The organism is Geothermobacter hydrogeniphilus, from assembly GCF_002898515.1.
Classification (GTDB): domain Bacteria; phylum Desulfobacterota; class Desulfuromonadia; order Desulfuromonadales; family Geothermobacteraceae; genus Geothermobacter_A.
Window position 1 is genome coordinate 1 of sequence record NZ_PPFX01000045.1, and the last position, 22444, is coordinate 22444.

Annotated in this window: 21 protein-coding genes and 1 tRNA gene; 9 read left to right on the plus strand and 13 right to left on the minus strand. The window is 61.2% G+C overall.

Features of this window, described 5'->3' with window-relative positions:
- Positions 1-194: 194 nt before the first annotated feature.
- Both C2E25_RS14965 and C2E25_RS14970 read right to left on the minus strand, forming a co-directional pair.
- Complete coding sequence (locus C2E25_RS14965) at positions 195-2150, minus strand: S8 family serine peptidase (protein ID WP_146032988.1); 1956 nt, start codon at positions 2148-2150, stop codon at positions 195-197.
- Between the two features lie 14 nt (positions 2151-2164).
- On the minus strand, positions 2165-2599 hold the full coding sequence (locus C2E25_RS14970) for a hypothetical protein (protein ID WP_103116532.1): 435 nt from the start codon (positions 2597-2599) through the stop codon (positions 2165-2167).
- A gap of 206 nt (positions 2600-2805) precedes the next feature.
- On the opposite strand from C2E25_RS14970, the gene moaA reads away from it, so the two are divergent.
- On the plus strand, positions 2806-3798 hold the full coding sequence (gene moaA / locus C2E25_RS14975) for a GTP 3',8-cyclase MoaA (RefSeq protein WP_103116533.1): 993 nt from the start codon (positions 2806-2808) through the stop codon (positions 3796-3798).
- A gap of 139 nt (positions 3799-3937) precedes the next feature.
- Here moaA and C2E25_RS14980 read toward each other — a convergent pair whose 3' ends face one another.
- The 3 genes from C2E25_RS14980 to larA all read right to left on the minus strand — a co-directional run bounded on the left by C2E25_RS14980 (position 3938) and on the right by larA (position 8233).
- Positions 3938-5200 carry a (Fe-S)-binding protein gene (locus tag C2E25_RS14980; protein WP_103116534.1) on the minus strand — a complete coding sequence of 421 codons (1263 nt, stop codon included), beginning with the start codon at positions 5198-5200 and terminating at the stop codon, positions 3938-3940.
- Positions 5201-5380: 180 nt separating this feature from the next.
- A complete protein-coding gene (locus C2E25_RS14985; protein WP_103116535.1) occupies positions 5381-6760 on the minus strand; it encodes an FAD-binding oxidoreductase in 1380 nt (459 codons plus the stop codon).
- Positions 6761-6961: 201 nt separating this feature from the next.
- Positions 6962-8233 (minus strand): nickel-dependent lactate racemase, encoded by a 1272-nt coding sequence (gene larA / locus C2E25_RS14990; RefSeq protein ID WP_103116536.1) that lies wholly within the window; start codon positions 8231-8233, stop codon positions 6962-6964.
- A 435-nt stretch (positions 8234-8668) separates the two neighbouring features.
- Between larA and radA the strand changes: the two genes are divergently transcribed.
- The 5 genes from radA to C2E25_RS15015 all read left to right on the plus strand — a co-directional run bounded on the left by radA (position 8669) and on the right by C2E25_RS15015 (position 11966).
- Positions 8669-10036 carry a DNA repair protein RadA gene (gene radA, locus C2E25_RS14995; protein WP_233189451.1) on the plus strand — a complete coding sequence of 456 codons (1368 nt, stop codon included), beginning with the start codon at positions 8669-8671 and terminating at the stop codon, positions 10034-10036.
- 328 nt (positions 10037-10364) lie between these two features.
- Positions 10365-10850 (plus strand): cyclic pyranopterin monophosphate synthase MoaC, encoded by a 486-nt coding sequence (gene moaC / locus C2E25_RS15000; RefSeq protein ID WP_103116538.1) that lies wholly within the window; start codon positions 10365-10367, stop codon positions 10848-10850.
- Entirely contained in the window at positions 10850-11371 is a 522-nt protein-coding gene (locus C2E25_RS15005) for a hypothetical protein (protein ID WP_103116539.1), read from the plus strand. The genes moaC and C2E25_RS15005 overlap by 1 nt, the downstream gene beginning before the upstream one ends.
- A 71-nt stretch (positions 11372-11442) precedes the next feature.
- A complete protein-coding gene (dksA, locus tag C2E25_RS15010; RefSeq protein WP_103116540.1) occupies positions 11443-11799 on the plus strand; it encodes an RNA polymerase-binding protein DksA in 357 nt (118 codons plus the stop codon).
- A gap of 91 nt (positions 11800-11890) precedes the next feature.
- A tRNA-Ala gene (locus tag C2E25_RS15015) sits at positions 11891-11966 on the plus strand.
- Between the two features lie 420 nt (positions 11967-12386).
- On the opposite strand, the gene nifV is transcribed toward C2E25_RS15015, so the two are convergent.
- Together nifV and C2E25_RS17360 are read right to left on the minus strand one after the other, a co-directional pair.
- Positions 12387-13532, minus strand: a complete 1146-nt coding sequence (gene nifV, locus C2E25_RS15020; RefSeq protein WP_103116541.1) for a homocitrate synthase — start codon at positions 13530-13532, stop codon at positions 12387-12389.
- 1 nt (position 13533) lies between these two features.
- Positions 13534-13803 (minus strand): hypothetical protein, encoded by a 270-nt coding sequence (locus tag C2E25_RS17360; RefSeq protein WP_146032989.1) that lies wholly within the window; start codon positions 13801-13803, stop codon positions 13534-13536.
- A gap of 113 nt (positions 13804-13916) precedes the next feature.
- Between C2E25_RS17360 and nifE the strand changes: the two genes are divergently transcribed.
- The 3 genes from nifE (at position 13917) to C2E25_RS15035 (ending at position 17686) form a co-directional block, all read left to right on the plus strand.
- Positions 13917-15269, plus strand: a complete 1353-nt coding sequence (nifE, locus tag C2E25_RS15025) for a nitrogenase iron-molybdenum cofactor biosynthesis protein NifE (RefSeq protein ID WP_103116542.1) — start codon at positions 13917-13919, stop codon at positions 15267-15269.
- Positions 15257-16546 (plus strand): nitrogenase iron-molybdenum cofactor biosynthesis protein NifN, encoded by a 1290-nt coding sequence (gene nifN / locus C2E25_RS15030; RefSeq protein ID WP_103116543.1) that lies wholly within the window; start codon positions 15257-15259, stop codon positions 16544-16546. The genes nifE and nifN overlap by 13 nt, the downstream gene beginning before the upstream one ends.
- Before the next feature lie 153 nt (positions 16547-16699).
- The gene (locus tag C2E25_RS15035) at positions 16700-17686 is read left to right on the plus strand and encodes a nitrogen fixation protein NifQ (protein WP_103116544.1); all 987 of its coding nucleotides are present in this window, start codon (positions 16700-16702) and stop codon (positions 17684-17686) included.
- 59 nt (positions 17687-17745) lie between these two features.
- Here C2E25_RS15035 and C2E25_RS15040 read toward each other — a convergent pair whose 3' ends face one another.
- The 6 genes from C2E25_RS15040 to nifK form a co-directional block, all read right to left on the minus strand.
- On the minus strand, positions 17746-18483 hold the full coding sequence (locus tag C2E25_RS15040) for a sulfite exporter TauE/SafE family protein (RefSeq protein WP_103116545.1): 738 nt from the start codon (positions 18481-18483) through the stop codon (positions 17746-17748).
- A 53-nt stretch (positions 18484-18536) separates the two neighbouring features.
- Positions 18537-19418, minus strand: coding sequence for a radical SAM protein (locus tag C2E25_RS15045; protein ID WP_103116546.1), 882 nt, complete (start codon positions 19416-19418; stop codon positions 18537-18539).
- A gap of 193 nt (positions 19419-19611) precedes the next feature.
- Positions 19612-19995, minus strand: coding sequence for a NifB/NifX family molybdenum-iron cluster-binding protein (locus C2E25_RS15050; protein ID WP_103116547.1), 384 nt, complete (start codon positions 19993-19995; stop codon positions 19612-19614).
- A 21-nt stretch (positions 19996-20016) separates the two neighbouring features.
- Positions 20017-20286 (minus strand): ferredoxin III, nif-specific, encoded by a 270-nt coding sequence (gene fdxB / locus C2E25_RS15055; RefSeq protein ID WP_103116548.1) that lies wholly within the window; start codon positions 20284-20286, stop codon positions 20017-20019.
- Between the two features lie 99 nt (positions 20287-20385).
- Complete coding sequence (gene nifX / locus C2E25_RS15060) at positions 20386-20766, minus strand: nitrogen fixation protein NifX (protein ID WP_103116549.1); 381 nt, start codon at positions 20764-20766, stop codon at positions 20386-20388.
- A gap of 154 nt (positions 20767-20920) precedes the next feature.
- Positions 20921-22387, minus strand: a complete 1467-nt coding sequence (gene nifK, locus C2E25_RS15065; protein WP_103116550.1) for a nitrogenase molybdenum-iron protein subunit beta — start codon at positions 22385-22387, stop codon at positions 20921-20923.
- Positions 22388-22444 lie beyond the last annotated feature (57 nt).

Sequence of the window (22444 nt, forward strand, 5' to 3'; positions counted from 1 at the left end):
ACAGTGCGATTTTAAGCAATAATTGCAGCAAGTTACACTTTTTCAGGGACGACTACGGTAAGGGGTGTGTCAATACGGAAAATTGGGTGGTTTGCTCTGATGTTTGACACCAGGTTCGATGTGCGGAGCCCATTTTCCGGAGGGCGTGGGTACGCATCGCCTGCTTCGTCAACAGCTTGAAGAATATAGCATTTTTATTTCACCCCGAAACTCCACACACCACTGTCACTGACCGGACCTCCCCTCGGTGTCCGGGCTTCAACCTTCCAGTAATAGGTCGTCCCCGTCGTCAGTCCGGTGACATCGAGGCTGCGCAGGGTCGGGTCGGGGGCGGGGGTTGATGAACCGCCTCCGCCGCAGGCGCTGAGGAGGGCGAACAGGGTCAGGGTGAGGCCGAGCAGCAGGGCCGCGCGATATTTTTTTCGCAGGCCGAGGGGCAGCAGCAGGGCGCCGAGGCCGAACATGGCGTAGCTTGCCGGGGTGATCGTCGCCATGGCGGCGGTGACCGGGAAGCTGAGCGGGTTGCTGAAATTCGGGTCGGTATCGAGCAGTACGGTGTTGCTGAAATTCGGGTCGGTATCGAGCAGTACGGTGTTGCTGACGGCGGCGCCGAGAGCATCGAGGGGCTGCTTCCAGGTCAGGGTGACATCGGTTGCCAGGCCGTTGTTCTGGTCGGCCGGGGAGAGCAGGGCCGGCACCGGGGGCAGCAGCAGGTCGTAGGCGGCTTTGGCGTCGACCAGTCCGTAACCGTAATCGTTGTCGGGGCCGTCCGGGGCGTTCAGGGGAAGGTCCTGGGCGGAGAGGCGCAGGGCGTCCTCGAGTTCCTTCACGCTGGCGCCGGGAAAACCGCCTTGGCCGCGCAGCAGGGCCATGACGCCGGTGATGTGGGGGGCGGAGAAGGAGGTACCGCTGGCGGTGAGATAGGTTGCAGACCCCGCCAGGCTGATATCGGCGGTCAGGATACTGAACCCCGGGGCGACAATATCGGGGAAGATGGCACTGTTGCAGCTTGACGGGCCGCGGCTGCTGAAATCGCTGATCAGGGTCGGGTCACCGACCGCTCCAACTGAACCGACGGCGTAACTGTTGGCATAATTTGCCGGACTGACATCCGATCCCTGGGCGGGTCCGTCATTGCCGGCGGAGAAGACAACCGCAATACCGGCGTTGCGCAGGGCCTGAACATCGGCCTCGAAGGTCAGCAGGCAGCCGTTAACGGCACTGAATCCCCAGGAGGCGTTGAGGATATCAGGGGTATCATCGGTTGCCGGGTTGTTATCGGGGTCAAGAAGCCACTGAAAAGACTTGTGGATGGTGCTTTCGGGGGTGGCGCTGTCGTCTGATTTGAAAATCTTGGTGGCGATCCATTGGGCCCCCGAGGTGACCCCGATGGTCTGACCGCTGTTGCTGCCTCCCACCAGGACTCCGGCGACTGCCGTACCGTGCCCGGCGCTGTCGCAGGGCTGGCTGGTGTCGGCATCACAGAAATCACAGTTGTTGGTTCCTGCGGTCAGACAATCGGTAGCGGCAATGGCGTTGAACCAGCTGTTGCTTCCGCCCCGGTAACTTGGTGTGAGGTCGGGGTGGTTGATATCCACCCCGGTGTCCATCAGGGCGATGGTGGTGCTCTGCCCCGTCAACCCCAGATTCCAGAGATCCGGGGCCTTGATCAGGGTCAGGTTGCTGGTGGCCGCTGTCGCCGCCGGGGTCGGTGATGCCGGTGGATCGATCAGTCGGTCGTAGCGGACCGCCAGCACCTCCGGTTGCGCCGCCACCTCATCAATCAGGTTCGGCGGCAGCTCGGCGGCGACACTGTCGATCAGCCAGAGTGACTTGACCTTGCTGACATGGTTGGCCGCCAGCAGGTCGCGCAGCTGTTGCCGGTGTCTGGCGGTACGCTGTTTGAGCTGTCTGAGGTGATGCATCCGCGCCAGCCGTCGGCGTTCCCCCTTGTGGGCGCGGATATCGGCGGCCAGGGGGGCGACCTGTTCCAGCCCCGGTTCCGGTTTCAGGGTGATAATGACCGGGACGCTGCCGGTTGTTCCCCGTGACAGGACGGAGAGCAGGTGAGGCCCCAGCTCGGCGGCCGTGACCGGGTTCCCGCAGAGACACATGGCAGCAAGGCCGCAGAGGAGAAATAATCTGGTCACCGGGCACCCCTCCTCTATTCGATTGTCAGGCCCTGAACGCGGTAGTCACCGAGAGCCACGGTGACCCTGCTGCCCGATCTGATCAGCCCGGTATTGCCGAAAAAGATCCAGTAGACGACTCCGACCTGCGGTGGGTTCTTGGTACTTGGGCGCATGGGGCCGAGTTTGGCCGGGACCGGCACTTTCAGGGCTTTTCCGGTTTTGTCATCGACCAGGTAGAACTTGTTCTTCTTGGTGAAAAGAGGTTTTGCTTTTTCAGCGTCGAGAACCCGGAAGCGGAAGTCGATCATGTGGCCTTCCGCCGTGAGACGCAGGGCGGTGATTGCAACGCCGAGTTCGCTCAGTTCACCGTCAGGGCCGGGTTTCAGGTTGATCGGTTCACCGCTCCAGGCGGGCAGGGTCGGCAGGCAGAAGGAGAAGAAGACAACCATAAGCAACAGACGCATCATGCAGACCTCGCGAGATTCTAGGGAATAAAGGAATTTTCTTGCCCGGGAATGGTTCCGAGTGTCACATTATAACTTATTGAAAGCGGCCCTGCTATGTCTCTCCAATGGTTTTGTTGGCAACGACGCTCTGGATCGGGGTACAATGCCGGCAGGTATTTCCGTGCCGAAGCAGGATAACTCTGCACAGAAAGTGATGATGATTCAAGATGAAGTCCGGTCTCTCCGACCGTTTCGGTCGCCAGCTGAATTACCTGAGGTTGTCCATTACGGACCGCTGCAATCTGCGCTGTCGCTACTGCATGCCGGAAGAGGGGGTCGCGTCCCTCGGCCACGGCTCGGTGCTGCGTTACGAGGAGCTGCTGCGCATCGCCAAAGTGGCCTGTGAACTGGGGGTGCGCAAGATCCGGGTGACGGGCGGCGAGCCGCTGGTGCGCAGAGGAGTGGTTGATTTCATCGGAACGCTGGCGTCCCTGCCGCAGCGGCCGGAGGTGGTCGTGACCACCAACGGTCTGCTCCTGGAAGAGCTGGCGGGTCAGCTCAGGGATGTCGGACTCAGTCGGGTCAATGTCAGCCTCGACACTCTCGATGCCGACCGGTTTCGGCAGATCACCCGCCGCGAGGGTCTGGAGAGGGTGCTGGCCGGCATCGAAGCCGCGGACAGGGTGGGCCTTGGGCCGGTAAAGATCAACATGGTGCCGATCGGCGGGGTCAATGCCGATGAGATCGAAGCCTTTGCCCGGCTGACCCTGGAACACCCCTGGTACGTTCGTTTCATTGAATTCATGCCGGTCAGCGACGATCTTGACTATACACCGGAACAGCGGATTCCGGTGGAGGGTATCATGGCCGCCCTGCGGCGGGTCGCTCCGCTGGTGGAGGAACCCCGCCGGGGACCGTCCGGACCGGCGCGGCTCTATCGTTACGACGGTGCGCCCGGCGGCCTGGGGGTGATCCCGGCGGTCTCCAGCCATTTCTGCGACCAGTGCAACCGTCTGCGGGTGACCGCCGACGGCAAGATCCGTCCCTGTCTCTTTTCCGACCAGGAGATCGACCTGCGCGCCGCCATGCGTGGCGGCGCCGCAGACGAGGAGTTGGCCGCCATCTTCCGGAAGGCGGCCAATGTCAAGCCGGACCGCCACCACCTCGAAGATCCCCATGATGGCACCGGCAGCCGACGGATGGGGCAGATCGGCGGCTAGGAGGTGTCAGGTTTCTTTTAACGCAGAGGCGGAGAGGGGCAGAGGGGGAGAGAAAATCTTTTTAGGGTTAAATCCTGAACAGCTTTGACTCTGCGCTCTCTCCTGCTCTGCGCCTCTCCGTTAGGAAAAGATTTTCTTTTTACTCCTCCGGCAACACCTCGTTCAGCAACTCCAGGATATGCACCGCCCGCTGTTTGCCGCCGGCGTGGTTGACCGCGTCCTGCAGCTGCATGATGCAGCCCGGGCAGTCGGTGGCAACCAGTTCGGCGCCGCTCTCCTCGATGCGCCCGGCCTTTTTCGCGCCGATCCTTTTGCTGTTTTCATAGTGGTAGACCGAGTAGGTGCCGCCGAGGCCGCAGCAGGTGGCGGCATCCTCCATCTCGACAAACTCGACCTGCGGCAGGCTCTTCAGGATCGCCCGCGGTTCTTTGGTGATGCCGCGGGTGCGCAGGTGACAGGGGTCGTGGTAAGTGACCCGGGTCTTCACCCCGCGCGAGGGGAGTTCCGCGAGCTTCTCCGGCAGGCCCATCTCGACCAGGAAAACGAAGATGTCGCGGGTTTTCGCCGCCAGTTGTTCGTAGTCGCCGCCGAGATCGGCATAGATCTTGCCGATGCCGGCGTTGCAGGAGGCGCAGGCGGTCAGTACATAGTCGACCGGTTCTCGGGTCAGCGCGGCCAGGTTCTGTTCGGCGAGCTGTTCCACCACCTCGCCGGCTCCGGCCGAAACCGCCGGCAGGCCACAGCAGGCCTGATCCCCGGGGATGATGACGGTGACGCCGAGAAACTTCAGTGCGCGCAGAAACGCCTCGCCGATTTCGGGGTACATGTAGTTGATGCCGCAACCGGTGAAGAAGGCGACGGTCGGCATCCCTTCTTTGCCCTCAATCCGTTCCGGGCAACGTTCGCGGAACGGCCGGGCGGTGAGCGGCGGCAGGGTGCGGCCGCTCTCCAGGTAAGGGGCGGGAAAGCGCAATCGCAGGCCGCTGTGCTCCGGCAGTTTCTTGAACAACAGGGAGGAGAGAGCCCCGCCGGTTTTGGCCAGGGTGTTCATCAGCTTCGGCCGGCCGAGGATGGCCGCGACCCCCTTGCCGAAGCTGGAGAGTCCGCGCTGTTCGGCGATTTTGCGCCGGGCGGCGGCGACGATCTCCTCGGTCGGTACTTTGTTCGGACAGCCGGCGCAGCAGGAGCCGCACAGCAGGCATTGGGAGAGATCTTCGATCACCTTCTCTTCCAGGCCGATCTCGCCGTCAAGGACTGCTTTCGACAGCGCCACCTTGCCGCGCGCCACCCGTCCTTCACGGCGCTCGGCGCCGAACACCGGGCAATGCGCCCGGCAGGCGCCGCACTTGACGCACTGCTCGATTTCTTCGCGGTAGTCTTCGAGATTTTTCAGTTTGGCCATGAGATTTGCTTCTATCCTGCCGCCAAGAAGGTCAACAACTTCTTTAACGGAGAGGTGGAGAGGGGCAGAGGCAGAGAGGAAATCTTCTGGGGTTAAAACCAAAACTTTCTCTCCGTTCTCTCCTTCTCAGCGACTCTCCGTTAAAAAAAGCTTTTCTTGGCGTCTTTGGATCCCAGATGTTCAGTCCAGAAATATTTTCCCCGGGTTGAGAATATTGTTCGGATCAAGCGCCTTCTTGATGGTCTTCATGTAGTCGGCGGCCTTTTCGCTGATCTCCAGCGGGATGTAGGGAGCCTTGGCGATACCGACGCCGTGTTCGCCGCTCATGGTGCCGCCCAGCTCCAGGGCGCCCTTGAAGACCTCTTCGATCGCCTTGTGGGCCCGTTCCAGCTCGCCCGGCACCTTCTTGTCGATCATCACGTTGACGTGGATGTTGCCGTCCCCGGCGTGGCCGAAGTTGACGATCGGGATCTGGTATTTCTCGGCGATGGCGTCGACCTTGCGGATCATCTCCGGCACCTTCGAGCGCGGCACGCAGATATCCTCGTTGAACTTGTCCGGGTTGACCTTGCGCAGCGAGGCCGACACCGAGCGGCGGATCTGCCACAGCGCCTCGCTCTCCTCCGGGGTTTCGGCGCTGCGGGTTTCGACCACCCCGAGGGGCTGGATCAGCTGCTGGATCTTCTGCACCTGCTTGGCGAGAAATTCCCGGTCGCCGTCGACCTCGATGATCAGCACTGCGCGGGCGCCCTCCGGCACCTCGAGATCGGTCGCCTGGCGGACGCAATCGAGGGTCCGGCCGTCCATGAATTCGAGGGTGGTGGGGATGATCTTGTGACCGATGATGGTCGATACCGCCCGGGCGGCGCCGTCGATCGAGTCGAACATCACCAGCATGGTCTTCTTCGCCTCGGGCAGCGGCAGCAGCTTGATAACGATGCGGGTGATGATACCCAGTGTTCCTTCCGAACCGCAGATCAGCTTGGTCAGGTCGTAACCGACCACGCCTTTCATGGTCGGCCCGCCGGTGGTGATGATGTCCCCGGTCGGGGTGACCACCTCCAGGCCGATGATGAAGTCCTTGGTGACGCCGTACTTGACGCAGCGCGGCCCGCCGGCGCATTCGGCGACATTGCCGCCGAGGGTCGAGAACTTCAGCGAGGCCGGGTCGGGCGGATAGAACAGACCGAGCTTCTCCACCGCCTTCTGGAACTGCTCGGTGACCACCCCCGGCTCCACCGTCGCCACCAGGTTCTCACTGTCGATCTCGAGAATCCGGTTCATCCGTTCGGTGGAGAGGACGATGCCGCCTCTGGTCGGCAGCGAGCCGCCGGTGAAGCCGCTGCCGGCGCCGCGCGGAAAGACCGGAATATTTTCGGCATTGGCCAGTTTCATCACCAGCGCCACATCTTCGGCGGTGGCCGGGTAGATCACCACGTCAGGCAGGAACTGCTGTTGGGTGGCGTCGTAGGAATAGCAGATCAGGTCGGCCTTGTCGGTGCTGACATGCTCCTTGCCGAGGGTCTGCTGGAGATTGCGGATGATGCGTTGCTCGAGCATGAAAATAATAGTCCTTTTTTGGGGCCGCCAAGAAGGTCAAAATCTTTATTTAACGCAGAGGCGGCGAGAGGGAGAGATGGAGAGAAAACCTTTTTAGGGTTAAAATCCTGAATAGATTTGGCTCTGCGCCCTCTCCTGCTCTGCGCCTCTCCGTTAAAAGGGTTTTCTTGGTGCTCTTGGCGCCTTGGCGGCCCAGGAATTTCAGATTTTATTCAAAACCGGCAGTACCGTCCCCCCGTCGGGGATGACCACGGTGCGCGGATTTTCAGGCAGTCCTTGATAGGCCATTTGCAGCGCGGCGTCAAGGGTTTCGGCCTTCTCCATGCCCATGGCCGCGGTCTGTTCGGCGTTGAAGCGGCTGACCAGGATGACCCGGTAGCGGCGCGCCTTGACCAGGGTGGCGTGGGCGGTCTGGCCGTTGATCTGGTAGTCGGCGCGCAGGGCGGTTTCGAACGCGTCCAGATCCTGGTAGCGGAACCAGTCGAAGAAGGTCGGATGGCCGAAGCCGTCGGGGCATTCGGCCAGCAGGATCGCCGTGCCGCCGGGACGCAGCGCCCGCACGCCGTAGTCGAGGGCCTTGTGGGCCTGGATGAAGTTGATGTCCTTGGGCGCCCCGCCGCAGGAGATCACCGCCAGTTCCGCCGGCTCGGTGAGCGGTACGGTGTAGAGCCGCCGTGCCAGTTCGCAGCCTTTCAGGTGGGCCTGCTCCAGTTCGCCGGCGAAGACTCCGGCGATGCGCTTGTCCGGGGTGAGGACGGTGTTGAGCAGGAAATCGGGTGCGACCCGCCGCGCCGCCTTGAGGATCGCCGCGTGGACCGGGTTGCCGTCGAGGACCGCCGGAGCCGCCAGCGGGTGCTTGCCGCCGACTTCGGGCGGGTTGAAGACCCTGAAGTGGGTCGCCATGCAGGTGGCGCGTCCCGCCACCCCCGGCACCAGCCCCTTGCGCCCGCCGCCGAAGCCGGCGAAGTAGTGGACGCCGATGGTGCCGGTGACGATCACCCGGTCGGCCTCGGCCACCGTGCGGTTGACGGCGACCGGGATGCCGTCGACCGTACCCAGCTCGACCAGCTGCCGCGGGTCGTCGCAGTCGTGGTCGACGACCGCGATCCGGCCGTACAGCGGGCCGAGAATCTTCCGGTGCTCGGCCTCGGTCTGTCGGCGGTGAATCCCCAGGGCGATGACGATGCGGATGTCGGCATCCCGCACTCCGGCCCGGTTCAGCCGTTCGACCAGCAGCGGCAGGTAACGTTCGCTGCCGGTGGCGCGGGTGATATCGGATGTGACGATGGCCACCGACTCGCCGGGCCGGACGATCCGCTCCAGCGGCGGGGTGCCGATTGGGGCATCGAGGGCCCGGGAGATCAGCTGTTCCGGCGGCGCCGGTGGGCCGGGATCGGCGGCGCGCAGCAGGGGCGCGTCGGGCAGATCCAGGGGCAGGGTTTCGGAACCGTATTTAAGTTGCAGTGCGGGCATATGAAAACCATTCGGGTTAATTTTGATGCTTTCGCAAAAAAGCAAAAATATGTTGGCTAAGCTAAAAGCGCCGGCAGCAACGCAACTGCTGGTGAGTTTTTGCGACGCCATCAATTTTAACATCATAGGTGCAACAGGATCGGTTCTTCAACCGGAATCCACTATCACCCAAATCCACCGGCAATTTCGGGATTCAGCTGTCGTTACGGATGAATCTGCTTCGTTGCCTTCACCGATTCGGTGCTCAACGTAGCTCGGCTACGTTTCCGCCCGAATCGGCTCGGCGCCTTGCATCACCACCCGTCCCGCCACCCTCGGTCCACAAAACAGCCGGTGGATTTGGGTGTCTACCGGCGGGTTTTGTTGACACCCTCCCCCCCGGTTCCTACAATGTCCTATTTTCGGGTTCTCTTCATCCCGACGAGAGGCAATTTTTTGGCCGTCAAGAAAGTCAAAACCATCTTTTCCTGCCAGCAGTGCGGTTACCAGAGTCCGAAATGGCTCGGCCGCTGTCCCGACTGCGGGCAGTGGAACAGCCTGGTCGAAGAGACCGTGCAGCCGGCCCGCGGTGGACGCGGCGGAAAGGCCGCCGGGGCGGCGAGTGTGCCGCAACGGCTCTGCGAGGTCAGCGCCTGCGAGGAGGATCGCCTGCAGGTCGGCATCGGTGAATTCGACCGGGTACTGGGCGGCGGGGTGGTGCCCGGCTCGCTGACCCTGATCGGCGGCGATCCCGGCATCGGCAAATCAACCCTGTTGCTGCAGGCACTGGGGAAACTTGCGGATCTCGGCCCGGCCCTCTACGTCACCGCCGAGGAGTCGACCCGCCAGGTGAAGCTGCGTGCCGGGCGGCTGGGGGTGGTCGCCGGGCAGTTGCTGCTGCTGGCCGAAACCTCGCTGGAGGCGATTCTCGAACAGGCCCGGCAGCTCCGTCCCGCCTTCCTGGTCATCGACTCGATCCAGACCATCTTCACCGCCGCCCTCGAGTCGGCCCCCGGCAGCGTCAGCCAGGTGCGCGAATGCGCCGGGCGGCTGATGCAGGTCGCCAAGGGGGACGGTATTCCGACCTTCATCGTCGGCCATGTCACCAAGGACGGTGCCATCGCCGGACCGCGAATGCTTGAACACATGGTCGATACGGTGCTCTACTTCGAGGGGGACGCCGGCCATCCCTACCGGATTCTGCGGGCGGTCAAGAACCGCTTCGGCTCGACCAACGAGATCGGCGTCTTCGAGATGCGCGAAACCGGCCTGGCCGAAGTGACCAACCCGTCCGAACTGTTCCTCGCCGAGCGCCCCGAAGGGGCGGCCGGCAGCGCCGTGGTGCCGTCGGTGGAGGGCAGCCGGCCGATCCTGGTTGAACTGCAGGCGCTGGTTTCCAGCTGCACCTACGGCACCCCGCGACGGACCACCATCGGCTTCGATCACAACCGGGTGGCCCTGCTCGGTGCGGTACTGGAGAAAAAGGTCGGCCTGTCGCTGCTCGCCCAGGACATCTTCCTCAACGTCGCCGGCGGGGTGCGGCTGGACGAGCCGGCGGTTGATCTCGGCGTGGTCGCGGCCCTGGCGTCGAGCCATCTCAACAAGCCGATTCCGCCGCGCACCATCGTTTTCGGAGAGATCGGTCTGGCCGGGGAGGTGCGGGCGGTCTCCCGCCCCGAACTGCGGGTCAAGGAAGCGGCTCGGCTCGGCTTCGACCGCTGCTTTCTGCCGGCGGGGAATCTGAAGAACCTGGAAGGGCCGGAGGGACTGGAACTGATCGGTGTGAGGCGGGTTGAGGAGATGCTGGACGAGTTGTTTGAGTAACGGCGGCCGATACGCACCCTCTGCGTGGGGGCGGCCGATACGCGCACATCTGCTGCGTTGCTCACGCGCCTCGTCATTCCGACGTAGCTGCCGCTACGCCTCATTCCTCAACGCGTGAGACGCCTTGCATCTGTACACGTCTCGGCCGCCTTCAACGTCTGTGCTGGAAGAACTTTGTCTGAAGTGTACTGTCCCTTCCCGTGGAAGCCACTGAACGGAGGAGACGGCCGGCGGAGAAAGAGGCATGAATGTCTGAGGCGCAGCCGAGTTTTCACGGCTCCCGCCGGTTTGGGTTTGAAAACTACTGACTTGGATAACGGAGAACACCATGAACGACAAACTGACCCATTTCGACAGCGAAGGCCGGGCGATCATGGTCGATGTCGGCGGCAAGCCGGTCACCGAACGGGTGGCCGTCGCCGGCGGCGAGGTGCGGATGCGGCCGGAAACCCTGCAGCGGATTCTTGATCGGACCATCGAGAAGGGGGATGTCTTCGGCATCGCCCGGACCGCCGGGATCATGGCCGCCAAGCAGACCAGCGGCCTGATTCCCCTCTGCCACCCGCTGCTGCTGACTTCGGTTGGTCTTGAGTTCGACTCCCACCCGGAAGAAGGCCGGGTGGAGATTCGCGCCACGGTCAAGGTCGGCGGCCAGACCGGGGTCGAGATGGAGGCGCTGACGGCGGTTTCGGTGGCCGGACTGACCATCTACGACATGTGCAAGGCCATCGACAGGGGGATGGTGATCGGCCGGGTGCGGCTGATCGAAAAACACGGCGGCAAGAGCGGTTCCTGGGTCCGCAAGGAGGATTGATGGCACAACAAACTTATCGTATCAGCAAGGGGGTGCTGCTGCCGCTGGTTCTGGTCGCCATCCTGTTGCTGGTTCTGCTCGGTGTCAGCCTGGTCAACGGTGAGGTGCTGCTCAAGCTGATCATCCTGGTGGCGGTTCTGATCCCGGTTGTCCTGCTGCTGCTGACCAACCTCAAACGCCGGGTCGATCTGTCCGCTGAAGGGGTGCGGGTGGTCCGTCCGGTGGGAGAAAAATATTTTCGCTGGGATGAATTGACCTCCTTTGAGGCGGTTTCGGTGCGCGGCCGGGCCTTTGTCACGCTCTGTGCCGGCGAGGACTTCGTCATTATCTCCAACAGCTATGAAAAGTTCGCCGACCTGGTCGAAGCGATTGCCGGGCACCTGCCCGAAAAGGCGGTCAGTCCGGAGGCGAACCGCCTGATCGAACATCCGACTTCGGCTCTGGCCGGGGTGCTGCCGCTCTGGTTCGGGGTGCTGGCGCTGATCTATATCCTCTGGCACCAGTTTGCAGCCGGCAATTGACTTGAGCCGCGATTTCATTTACTTTTATCTCTCTGACTCAGGTTTTGTTCCGGGTCCACCGAGGAGGTCTTATGGAGAAGGCGAAACTGGACGAATTCCGCCAGATCTTGCAGGGGCAGCTGGACGATATCCAGCGTGCTGCCGGCGGGACCGTGGCCGAAATGACCGATGAAAAGGAAAACTTCCCCGATCCGACCGACCGGGCTGCCCTGGAATCGGATCGCAACTTCGAGCTGCGGATTCGCGATCGTGAACGCAAGCTGGCGAACAAGATTCGCGAGGCCCTGGAGCGGATCGAGGAGGGTGAGTTCGGGCTCTGCGAAAGTTGCGGCGAGGAGATCGGCGAGGGACGTCTGAAAGCCCGCCCGGTGGCGACCCTGTGCATCGAATGCAAGACCGAGCAGGAACGGCAGGAAAAGATCGGTTGACTGCCGGCTCTCTCCGGCTTCTTCCCCACGGAGGCGGCCCCGGCTCTGTTGACAAAGACGCCGCCTTTGGTTAAGGTAGCACCGCTTTTACGGGGCTGTAGCTCAGCTGGGAGAGCGACGCGTTCGCAACGCGTAGGTCGGCGGTTCGAGCCCGCTCAGCTCCACCAAGAAAATCAAGGCCGATTCGGAGATGATCCGGGTCGGCTTTTTTCGTTGTCGGCAAACGGTCGGGCTCGAAGCGGAGCGAGCGCGTCCAGTGGACGAAAAGCGGCCAGGGACGGCCGCGCCAGCGAGTGGAGGGGGGCCTGCGCCGGCCGGGGCGGGATGCCTCGGACATAGCAGGCGAGCCCGCTCAGCTCCACCAAAAAATCAAGGCCGATTCGGAGACATTCCGGGTCGGCTTTTTTCGTTTGTTTTATGCAGATTCTTTCTGTGGGTGCCAAGATGGGTGCCAAGAAATAATTTTGTGCGTGTCCTTTGCTGCTCTTTGAGGGATGCTTTTTGGTTTGACGTGATTTGCCCCCCCCCTCACAACGCGTTATCCCACTCCCATCTTTATCGATTCCCTGTTCCGCGCGAGAGTTACTTCATCCCCTTACCGCTTGACCTTGCTCGTGACAGAGTTTTTTCAGCTCAATATTCTCCAGTGGATGTTGACGCAGCTGAACTTGATGGCGGATTTGCTGAAGAAGCAGCTCAAGGTCAAACTGTCGAGGGTCAAGGCCCAGTTCTTCAAGATTGTGCGCCAAACCCTTTCGGCCACTATGTTTGCCCAGCACAAGACGCCGCTTAAGCCCAACTTCGGCCGGGTCGAACCCTTCGTAGTTGCACGGGTTTTTGAGGACTCCATCGGTGTGCAGACCTGACTCGTGAAAAAAAACCCTTTCCCCAACCACCGCCTTGCAGCCCGGCACGGGTCTGTTGCTGGCGACACCGACCAATTTTGACAATTCGACCAGACGACTGGCATCGATACCGGAGTCGATGCCACAGACGTGCTTAAGTCCCATCACCACCTCTTCGAGTGCCGCATTGCCGGCGCGTTCTCCCAGCCCGTTGACCGTGACATTGACAATCCGGGCTCCAGCACGCAATCCGGCGATCGCGTTGGCAGTCGCCATGCCGAGGTCATTGTGGGTATGGATCTCGAGCGGCAGGTCGACCCGTTGGAGCAGGAACCGAATCCGTTCATAGGTGGTGAACGGATCAAGTACGCCCAAGGTGTCGCAGTAGCGCAGGCGATCGGCCCCTTCTGCCTTGGCGATCTTCAGCAGTTTGACCAGGAACTGCGGATCGGCACGGCTGGCGTCTTCGGCCCCGACCGAGACATAAAGATCATGCGCCTTGGCGAAGCCGAGGGCGGTTTTCAGTTGTTCCACCACCCAGTCACGACTTTTGCGCAGTTTCAAGGCGATATGAATATCGGAGACCGACAGGGAGATATCGACGGCGTTGACGCCGGCGTCCAGCGAGGCCTGAATATCGGACTTAAGCGCCCGGTTCCAGGTGAGCAACCGCGCGTTCAATCCCAGATCAACCAAGGCGCGTACATCGGCCTGTTCTTCCTTGCCCATCGCCGGGATGCCGCACTCAAGCTCACCGACACCGATCTCATCCAGCGTGCGCGCGATCTGCAGTTTTTCCGCACGCGAGAAGACGACTCCGGCGGTCTGTTCCCCATCCCGCAGGGTGGTGTCATCTATGATGATATCCGGATGGAATTCAGCTTTCATGTCAACCTCGTTCGATAAATTTAGACGCAAAAGCCCCGCACACCTTGGTCAGGTGAACGGGGCGACTTTGCCACGTTTCCGGCGACGCTGCCGGGATGGGTTCGACCTCCAATTCGAGCAAAAGGCGTGCCTTCTTCTTGTTGCGGACCCGGTGGCTTTTGAGTGAATTGTTGCGTGGATATTGCCCAAAAATAATGCAGACGATCAGACCACTGCCTGCACAATAACCTGAATCCGCCGGGAACATGCCGCAACAGGTTGAAAACACCATCCTGCCGATCTGGCATAGCTGATGCTCTAGACAAGCATAGCCACAGTGGCGTGGCCACCCAAGACCCTTCCCAAAGACGCGATGGAAATCTACTTCTCAGTGGAGACTTTATCGTGTCATCCAAACCCAAAATCAAAGACCTGCTCGATGAGAGCGCCTGCGAGCACAATAAAAAGAAGAAGCAGGCCTGCAACGCGCCCAAACCTGGCGCGACCACCGGCGGCTGCGCCTTCGAGGGGGCACAGATATCCCTCTTTCCCTACGCCGACGCAGCGCACCTGGTCCACGGGCCGATCACCTGCCTCGGCTCATCCTGGGAGACCCGCGCAACGAAAACGACCTGGCCGGGCCGCGACCTGACCCGGATGGGCTTTACCACCGATGTCAGCCTCAATGACGTGATTTTCAGTGGTGAAGAGAAGCTGGTCAAGGCGATCGACGATATCATGGCGCGCTACAGCCCCGAGGCGGTCTTCGTGTATTCGACCTGCGTCACCGCGATGATCGGCGACGACATCGACCTCATCTGCAGGCAGGCTGCAGCGAAGCATGGCGTACCGATGGTGCCGGTGCATGCGCCCGGCTTCGTCGGCAGCAAGAACCTCGGCAGTCGCCTCGGCGGTGAAGCGGCGCTGCGGCACCTTATCGGCACTCTGGAGCCTGAGACCACCACGCCTTTCGATATCAACCTGATCGGCGAATACAACGTCACCGGCGACATGTGGCAGTACAAGCACCTGCTCGACAAACTCGGCATCCGGGTGCTTGCGACTCTCTCTGGTGACGGGAGGATCAAGGATATCCGCTGCGCCCACCGCGCGAAGCTGAACGTCATCGTCTGCGCCAAGTCGCTGGTGTCGCTGACGCGCAAGATGCATGAGCAGTACGGCATCCCGTCGGTCTCCCTCTCCTTTTACGGCAAGCGCGATACGAGCAAGGGACTGTTGGCCATCGCTGCGGCGCTGGGTGATCCCGGGCTGGTCGCGCGCACCGAAAAGCTGGTCGCTCACGAGGAGGCCAGGCTCGAAGAGAGGCTCAAACTCTACCGTGATGTCTTCGTCGACAAGAAGGCGGTTCTCAACACCGGCGGCAACAAGACCTGGTCGATCGCCGCGGCACTGCAGGACCTGGGGTTCGAGGTGGTGGCGACGGCGGTCAAGAAGGCGACCGAGGATGATCGAGCCAGAGCTCGCGAATACCTGGGGGAGAAGGGGGTGTTGATGATGAACCCCGGCGTAGAGCAGGCCAGGTTGATCGACGAGAAGGGTGCCCATCTGCTGCTGGCCGGAGGCCGCTCGCTCTACACCGCGATCAAGAAGGGGATTGCCTTCGCCGACGTCAACCAGGAGAAAAAGAAGAGTTACGGCGGCTACGACGGGCTGCTCAACCTGGCCGAAGACCTGAAGAACGCACTCGAAAACCCGGTCTTCAAGCTGGTCGCACGGAGGGCACCATGGCAGAAGTAACCCGCAAAAGAGACAAGCCGCTTCAGGTGAATCCCGTCAAGCTGAGTCAGCCTATGGGTGCGACCCTGGCATTTTTAGGCGTCGATCGCTGCATGCCGCTGATGCACGGGGCCCAGGGCTGCACCAGCTTCACCAAGGTCTTCTTTACCCGCCACTTCTGCGAACCGATCGCGATTCAGACTACGGCGGTGACCGACGCACTGGCGGTCCTTGATGGCGGTGACTACAGCATTGTCGAGTCGGTCAAAAATATCTGTAAAAAGGTCAGTCCGAGTTTGATCGGTCTGCATACCACTGGCCTGCCCGAAACCAAGGGGGACGACCTCCGAGGGGTCGCATCAAAGGTCGGCTACCCGCTGGTCTATGTCAATACGCCCGACTACGAGGGTGGCTTCGAGTCGGGCTGGGCATTGACCTGCAAGGCCCTGATCGAACAACTGGTCGCTCCGGCCGCGACGGTCAATGATAACAAGCTGGTGTTGTTGCCCCATGTCAGCCTGACGCCGATCGAGGTCGAGAACATCAAGGAGCTGATTGAGAGCTTCGGCTTCAACGTATTGGCCCTGCCCGACCTGTCGACCTCCCTCGACGGCCACCTGGGTGAAAAACAGGCCGCGCTCTCAAGTGGCGGTATTTCGGTTGAGGAGATCAAGTCCCTGGGTGATGCCGGGCTGGTGATCAGTGTCGGTGAATCCATGCGGGAAAGCGCCAGGGTTCTGCTGCAGAAAAATGCGGGTATGCGGCATCATCACTTTTCGCACCTGCAGGGACTTGAAGCGAGCGACAGCCTGGTCGAACTGCTGCTGGACGAAACCGGTTTCAATGGTGTCACGCCCAAGGTTGAACGCTGGCGTCAGCGCCTGCAGGATGCGATGCTCGACAGCCATTTCTCCCTCGGCCAGACCCGTATTCTGGTGGTCGGTGAGCCGGACCAACTGGCCGGTACCTGTAAAATTCTCCACGATGCGGGTGGGCGGGTGACTCTGGCTATTTCGAGTGTCGATTCGCCGCAACTGGAGAAAATACGGGCAAAAAGGGTCCTCGTCGGCGACCTGGAAGATGCCGAGGCGGCGGCTGACGAGTATGATCTGATCGTCGGTAATTGCCATTGCCAGGCCCTGGCGCACCGGCTGCGCAAAGGCCTGGTGCTGCGTGGCTTCCCCAACTGGGAGGAGGTCGGCAACCCGCTGAAGAACGATCTGCTCTATGAAGGGGGAGCGTATTTTCTTTATGAGACGGCCAACGCCGCAGAGGAAATGCGCAGAAAAACCGTCTGAGAGGAAGCCTTTCGCGGAGCCGCAGGGTCGCGGAGAAGGCAAAGGCTTTACTCATGCGAACTCTGCTGTCTTAAGTGCGTGCAAACGAACGGGCGTGAGATATCTGATTTTCTACGTGGTTCTGAGCCTGCAGTGGTGAACAGGGGATTGGAAATGTACGGATACAGCGAAACCATTCTCAAGTATGCGATTGATGACAGCCATACCGGGGTGCTGGAGCAGCCGGACGGGATTGGCGAAGTCGGTCTGGGGGCAGAGGAGGCCGGGCGCAAGCTGGCGGTGCGTTTCATGCTGAAGTGCGCTGGGGAGCGGGTTGATACGATCCGCTACCAGGTCTTCGGCTGCGGCTATACCATGGCCGCGTGTGCCGCTGCGGCGGAGCTGGGTGAAGGACAGTCACTCGCTGAACTGGAAAGCTGGACGGCCCGTGTGATTGATCAACAACTCGGCGGCATGCCCAGGGAGCGTGATTATTGTGCCGACCTGGCCGTCAAGGCCTTGCGCGCGGCCGCCAGCAGTGTCCATGCCCGGAGGAGGGTTGCGACGGTGCATGATCCGACAGAAGAGCATGGTCCGAAAATCAATGTGAACAACCCGACCTATCGCACCCTGATGGCCAGTGCAAACCCGAATGGCTGTGCTGTGGAGGACAGGCATCTCTTCGCCTGCCTGCTGGCGGTTGCAGACAGCGAAGCGGCCGCGACCCATGCGGCTTTGGGGCTCCCTGCACAAGAACTCGATTTTCTGGTGCGGCGTTTCTTCCCCGCATGCGGGTGGCAGGCGAAGTCATGGAGCGCCGGCGATCCCCGGCTGCCGGAGATCAACCCTGAGATTCGTGAGCTACTGCAGGAACACGTTACGATGAGCCCCGACCCCGAGATTGCGGCCTGGCTGGCCGATATTCTCGTCGCCCGCGCTGCGCATCCAGGGCACCTCTGGATCGCCATGGGGTTGTTTGAGCGTCCGCAGCTGAGCGCGGCCATCGGCCGTCACCTGCCTTCACTGCTGGCGGCCAACGACAAGGGCATGCGCTGGAAACGCTTTTTGTTCAAGCAGGTCTGTGATTTGAACGGTGGGGTGATGTGCAAGTCGCCGGTCTGCGGCGACTGCAGTGACTATTCCCTCTGTTTCGCCGAATAAAAAGGATTGGCCGTTTGGTCCGCCAATCCTTTTCCCTCTTCCCCTTTTTCTCTGCCTGCTTAAATCAGAAACATTTTCCCTCCTGCCATCACCAGCATCAACGACATCGCCTTGAGGATCGTTCTCACAGGCAGGTGGCGGCTTCCGCAGAGCGCGCCGATGGTTCCGCCCAGCAGCGCCACACCCGCCAGCAGGGGGGCGTAGTCAGGCACGTGCTGCAGACTGCTCAGATGTCCGAGCAGGCCCGATACCGAGTTCACCAGGATGAACAGGGCGGCGATACCCGACACTTCGCGAACCCGCGCCCATCCAAGCAGGATCATCAGCGGGCTGAGGAAAATTCCGCCGCCGACCCCGATCAGCCCGGACGCGAAACCGAGGGCCGCACCGACCGTCATTGCGACGAAAACGGAAGGCGGAGCTGCCAGGTAATCCTTGCGATCCTTGCGCACGAACAACCGCCAGGCGGCGAAAAACAGCACCATTCCGAGCGCCGGGCGGTAGAATTCCGGTGGCAGACTGAAATAGCCGCCCATGAAACTGGTCGGAATCGAGGTCACGACAAACGGCCAGAACACCCGCCAGGAGAATTGTCCGGCGCTGCAATACAGGTAGGTTCCGACACCGGCGACAACAATGTTGAGGATCAACGCGGTCGGTTTCAGGGTTTCAGGCTGCAGGCTGAACAGCGCCATGATCGCCAGGTAACCTGAGGCTCCTCCATGACCGACACTGGCGTACAGGCTCGCGACGACAAAAATTGAAACGGCCAGAAACGGAATCAGTTCGGGTGTCATTCTCATCTCCCCTTTTCAGCAACTTTTCAGCAAAGGTATAAGTGTCAGAGCTTTCAGTAGGACAGCCGTTTCTTTTCCAGCCTCTCCACGTCGATATCCTGCCCGACCAGACCAGCAGCATCAGCCCGGCACTGCTTGCAGTGGCGTGCCTGCGAGAGAATCAGCTCGGCCTGGTTGCGCACCATCTCCATGGACGCATCGGAGGAGGGCTCGACATCCCTGAACAGCCCAACCGGGATCACCGGCATGATATTCATCACTTGCGCGCCGAGGTTGCGCACTTCCACCGCCAGGTCAAGGGTCTCGTGGTCATTGATACCGGGGATGTAGACGTGGTTGACCTTGATCATCAGTCCCGCGTTGGCTGCGGCCTCCAGCCCGCAGAGCTGTCGTTCGAGCAGGATCGCCGCGCCGGTCTCGCCGTCATAGCGCCGGCCGCCATGACGGATCCATTCGTAGATCCTGGCGCCGGTGGCCGGAGTCAGGGCATTGATGGTGATGGTCAGACTGTGGACGTCGGCCTCGACAATCTGCGGCATCTTCTCTTCAAGGAGCAGGCCGTTGGTTGACAGGCACAATGTCATCTCGGGGAAGGCTTCGCGCACCAGTCTGAACGTCTCAAAGGTCTTCTGGTCGGCCAGCGGATCGCCGGGGCCGGCGATGCCGACCACCTTGAGATGGGCGCCACCCTGCATGTCCATGTGACGCCTGACCAGGCGCACCCGCGCGACGGCCTGCTCGGGAGTGAGGATCCTGCTGGTGACGCCGGGGCGGCTCTCGTTGGCGCAGTCGAACTTTCGCTCACAGAAACCGCACTTGATGTTACAGCCTGGTGCGACCGGCAGGTGAATGCGCCCAGACTTGCCGTGGTCGCCACCGAAGCAGGGGTGGTCAGTCGTCGTTTTCGCCTTCATCATCGGACAGCCGCTAGCCATGTCTATTCTCCTCAAAAGAAAACCCCGGAGAGGTTCATCCCCGGGGCATCGTTGCCGTTCATCAGCGCCACCACCATGTGCCGCATTCCTATCAAAATCCTGGCAGACCGGCCCACTGGGGACCGGTCTGCCCTGCCATGGGCAGATAACAGGCTCTGGAAAGAAGATCTGCAAGAGCAGATCGTGGAAACTTTCAGGCGTGGGAGCAGGAGCCTTCCTGCCGCCGTTTGCCACTGCAGTTTCCGGTGCAGACCGAGTCGTGAGCCAATTTCAGTGCGTCTGCGATTGTTCCGCCGGCGACCAGCGGCTTGATTCCTACCTTCTCAAGTTCCTGTTTCGGCAGTTCACCGATCATCGCTGCCACCACTGCTTTGCAGCCTGCCAGAGCATTGACGATGGCGTTGAACTGCGGATGGCGAAACGGGTGATTCGGATCATAGGAACAGTATTTATCGACTTGAACCTCTTTCACCGGCGCGGGGCTGCCGCCACCGTAATCGTAGATCAGGAAACGCTCCGCGTGGCCGAAGTGCTGGTCGACCTCGGTACCGCTTTTCGATGCAACTGCGATGAGCATGACAGAACTCCTTTTAAATTTTTATGCTTCCAGCGGTTTGAGGGTGAAACAGCCCTTGGGGCAGGTCGAGGCGCAGGCGGCGCAGCCGCTGCAGTTGTCTCCGTTGACTACGCTCATGACCATGCGGATCGAATCACTCTCTTCGTCGATCAAGTCTTCCGGTCCGAGCACCTTGCGCGCGCAGGCCTTGAAGCAGCGGCCACAGCCGATGCACTTCTCGTGGTCGATCTCCTCGACGAAAGCCGGGGTCCATTCACTTCCCCCCTTGGTCGTTGCGGTCAGAAATGCCATGGTTAACTCCTTAAATCGGCTAAGGGCTAAGGGCGAAAAGCTAAGGGTAAAAACCGATCAGCTCCTTGCCGGGTTTGTTTTCCTTTGGCCATTGAGCCCTTAGCCCTTGGCCGCCCCTGCATTTTTCATCATCGCCTTGCGCAACCAGGGCGGCGGACTCCCCTGCAGCACTTCCTGCAGCCTGGCCACCACCTCGGTGATTGGCTCGGCGGTCTTGCTTTTGAGCGGATGAATCTTCTTCGCCACCAGCCGCGCCGCCGCCGGGCCGCCGATCTGGCTGACGTAGACCAGGGCGCAATCGGCCAGAGCCGCGCTGCGTGCCTCGATGCGATCATCTGCATCCCCGTCCCCCTCGTCGACCTGCAGGATGCCGGTAAACTCGGCGGCGTCCGGCCCGATCTCCCAGAGATAGAATTCCTTTGCCTTGCCGAAGTGTTCGTTGATATGGACTTTGTCGGTACTGGCGAATGCGACTTTCATGAATTCTCCTGGCCTTGTCTTGCTACGGACCAGGTTCAGTCTGCGGATCCTGGCCATGTAGACTCCTGGGATATGGCGCCAGGCTCTGGGCATTCGGAACAAACAACCAAGTGCCCATCGCCCGGTGCCTGACGCCTGGCTGAGGCCTTGGGCCTCAGCGCATCATCTCGAACCACGGGTCCTCGCACGTCTCATCCTTGATATCGAGGAACTTGTTGGCAATCTGCGTCAGCAGGTTGATCGCCCCGTTGTAGCCGATGACCGGGGTGCGGTGCAGGTTGATGCGATCGAGGATCGGCATGCCGACGCGGAACAGCGGGATCTTGGCGTCCCGTGCCGCCCACTTGGCGTGGGTGTCGCCGATGATCGCGTCGCAGGGATCGGTCATCAGCAGGCTGCGCAGGTGCCAGAGGTCCTTGTTGATGTAGATGCCGCAGCCCTCGCCGAAGGGGGAAGAGTCAAGCAGCGCCTGCATCTCCTTCTGAAACTTCTTGGTCGCTCGCGAGCAGACAATGTGTTTCGGAATCGCACCCATTTCGAGCAGGAAGGTGACGATGCCGAGCAGGTAGTCGGGGTCTCCGACGACGGCGAACTTCTTGCCGTGGATGTACTGGTGCCCATCGGTGATGGCATCGACGGCGCGGCCGCGCTCGGCCTTGAGTTCCTCCGGAACCGACTTGTCGAACAGTTCGGAAAGTTTCAGCAGGAAGGCGTCGGTCGCCTTGATGCCGAAGGGCATCGGCATCGTCAGGCTCTCGCCCGCGAACTCGGCGCTGATGAACTTCATCGTCGTGCTGGTCGAATACTTCTGCAGCGAGATCGTTGCCTTGCCGTTGATCGATTCGGCGGCGTCTTCCAGCTTCGTCCCACCCGGGTAGGGACGATAGGTGCCGTCACAGACCGAGTCGAAGGTCTCGCTGATGTCGGCCAGCATGGTGCAGGGAATCTCCATAAGCTCGCAGTAGCGCTTGTATTCGCGCAGGTTGGCGGTGTTGCCGTCGAAGCCGGGGATGAGGTTCAGCTTTCCGGTGCACTTGCCCTCGACCTTTTTGCCCTCGGTCAGGTACTGCAGGATGCTTTTGAGCATGGCGTCGTAGCCGTGGATATGGCTGCCGTTGAAACTGGGCGTGTTGGCGTAAGGGGTCGGCAATCCCTCGGGGACCAAATCCCTGGCGCGGGCGTTCTTGACGTAGGCGTTAAGGTCATCGCCGATGACCTCAGGCATGCAGGTGGTGTAGATCGCCAGCATCTTCGGCTTGTAGAGGGCAATGGTGTTCTCGACCCCTTCGAAGAAGTTGGCCTGGCCGCCGAACACCGCGCCGTCCTCGGTCATGGCGTCGGCCGCGGCCGCCGCCGGCTCGCGGAAGTGACGGGTGAAGGTGGAACGGAAGTAGGAGACGCAGCCCTGTGAGCCGTGCACGAAGGGCATGGTTTCCTCGAAGCCGTGCGCGACCATCTGCGCGCCCAGCGGCTGGCACATGTGCGCCGGGTTGACCACCAGCGCTTCACGGGCGAAGTTCTTTTCCCTGTATTCTTCGGTATTGATCCACTTCGCAACCCGCTCGATCTCCTCGGGACTGTGGGTGGTCATCGGTTTAGCAACTGCTGCTTCTGCACTCATCGTATATCTCCTTATTTCAATCCCGTAGGGTCGAACCTTGTGTTCGCCCGGTCTAGC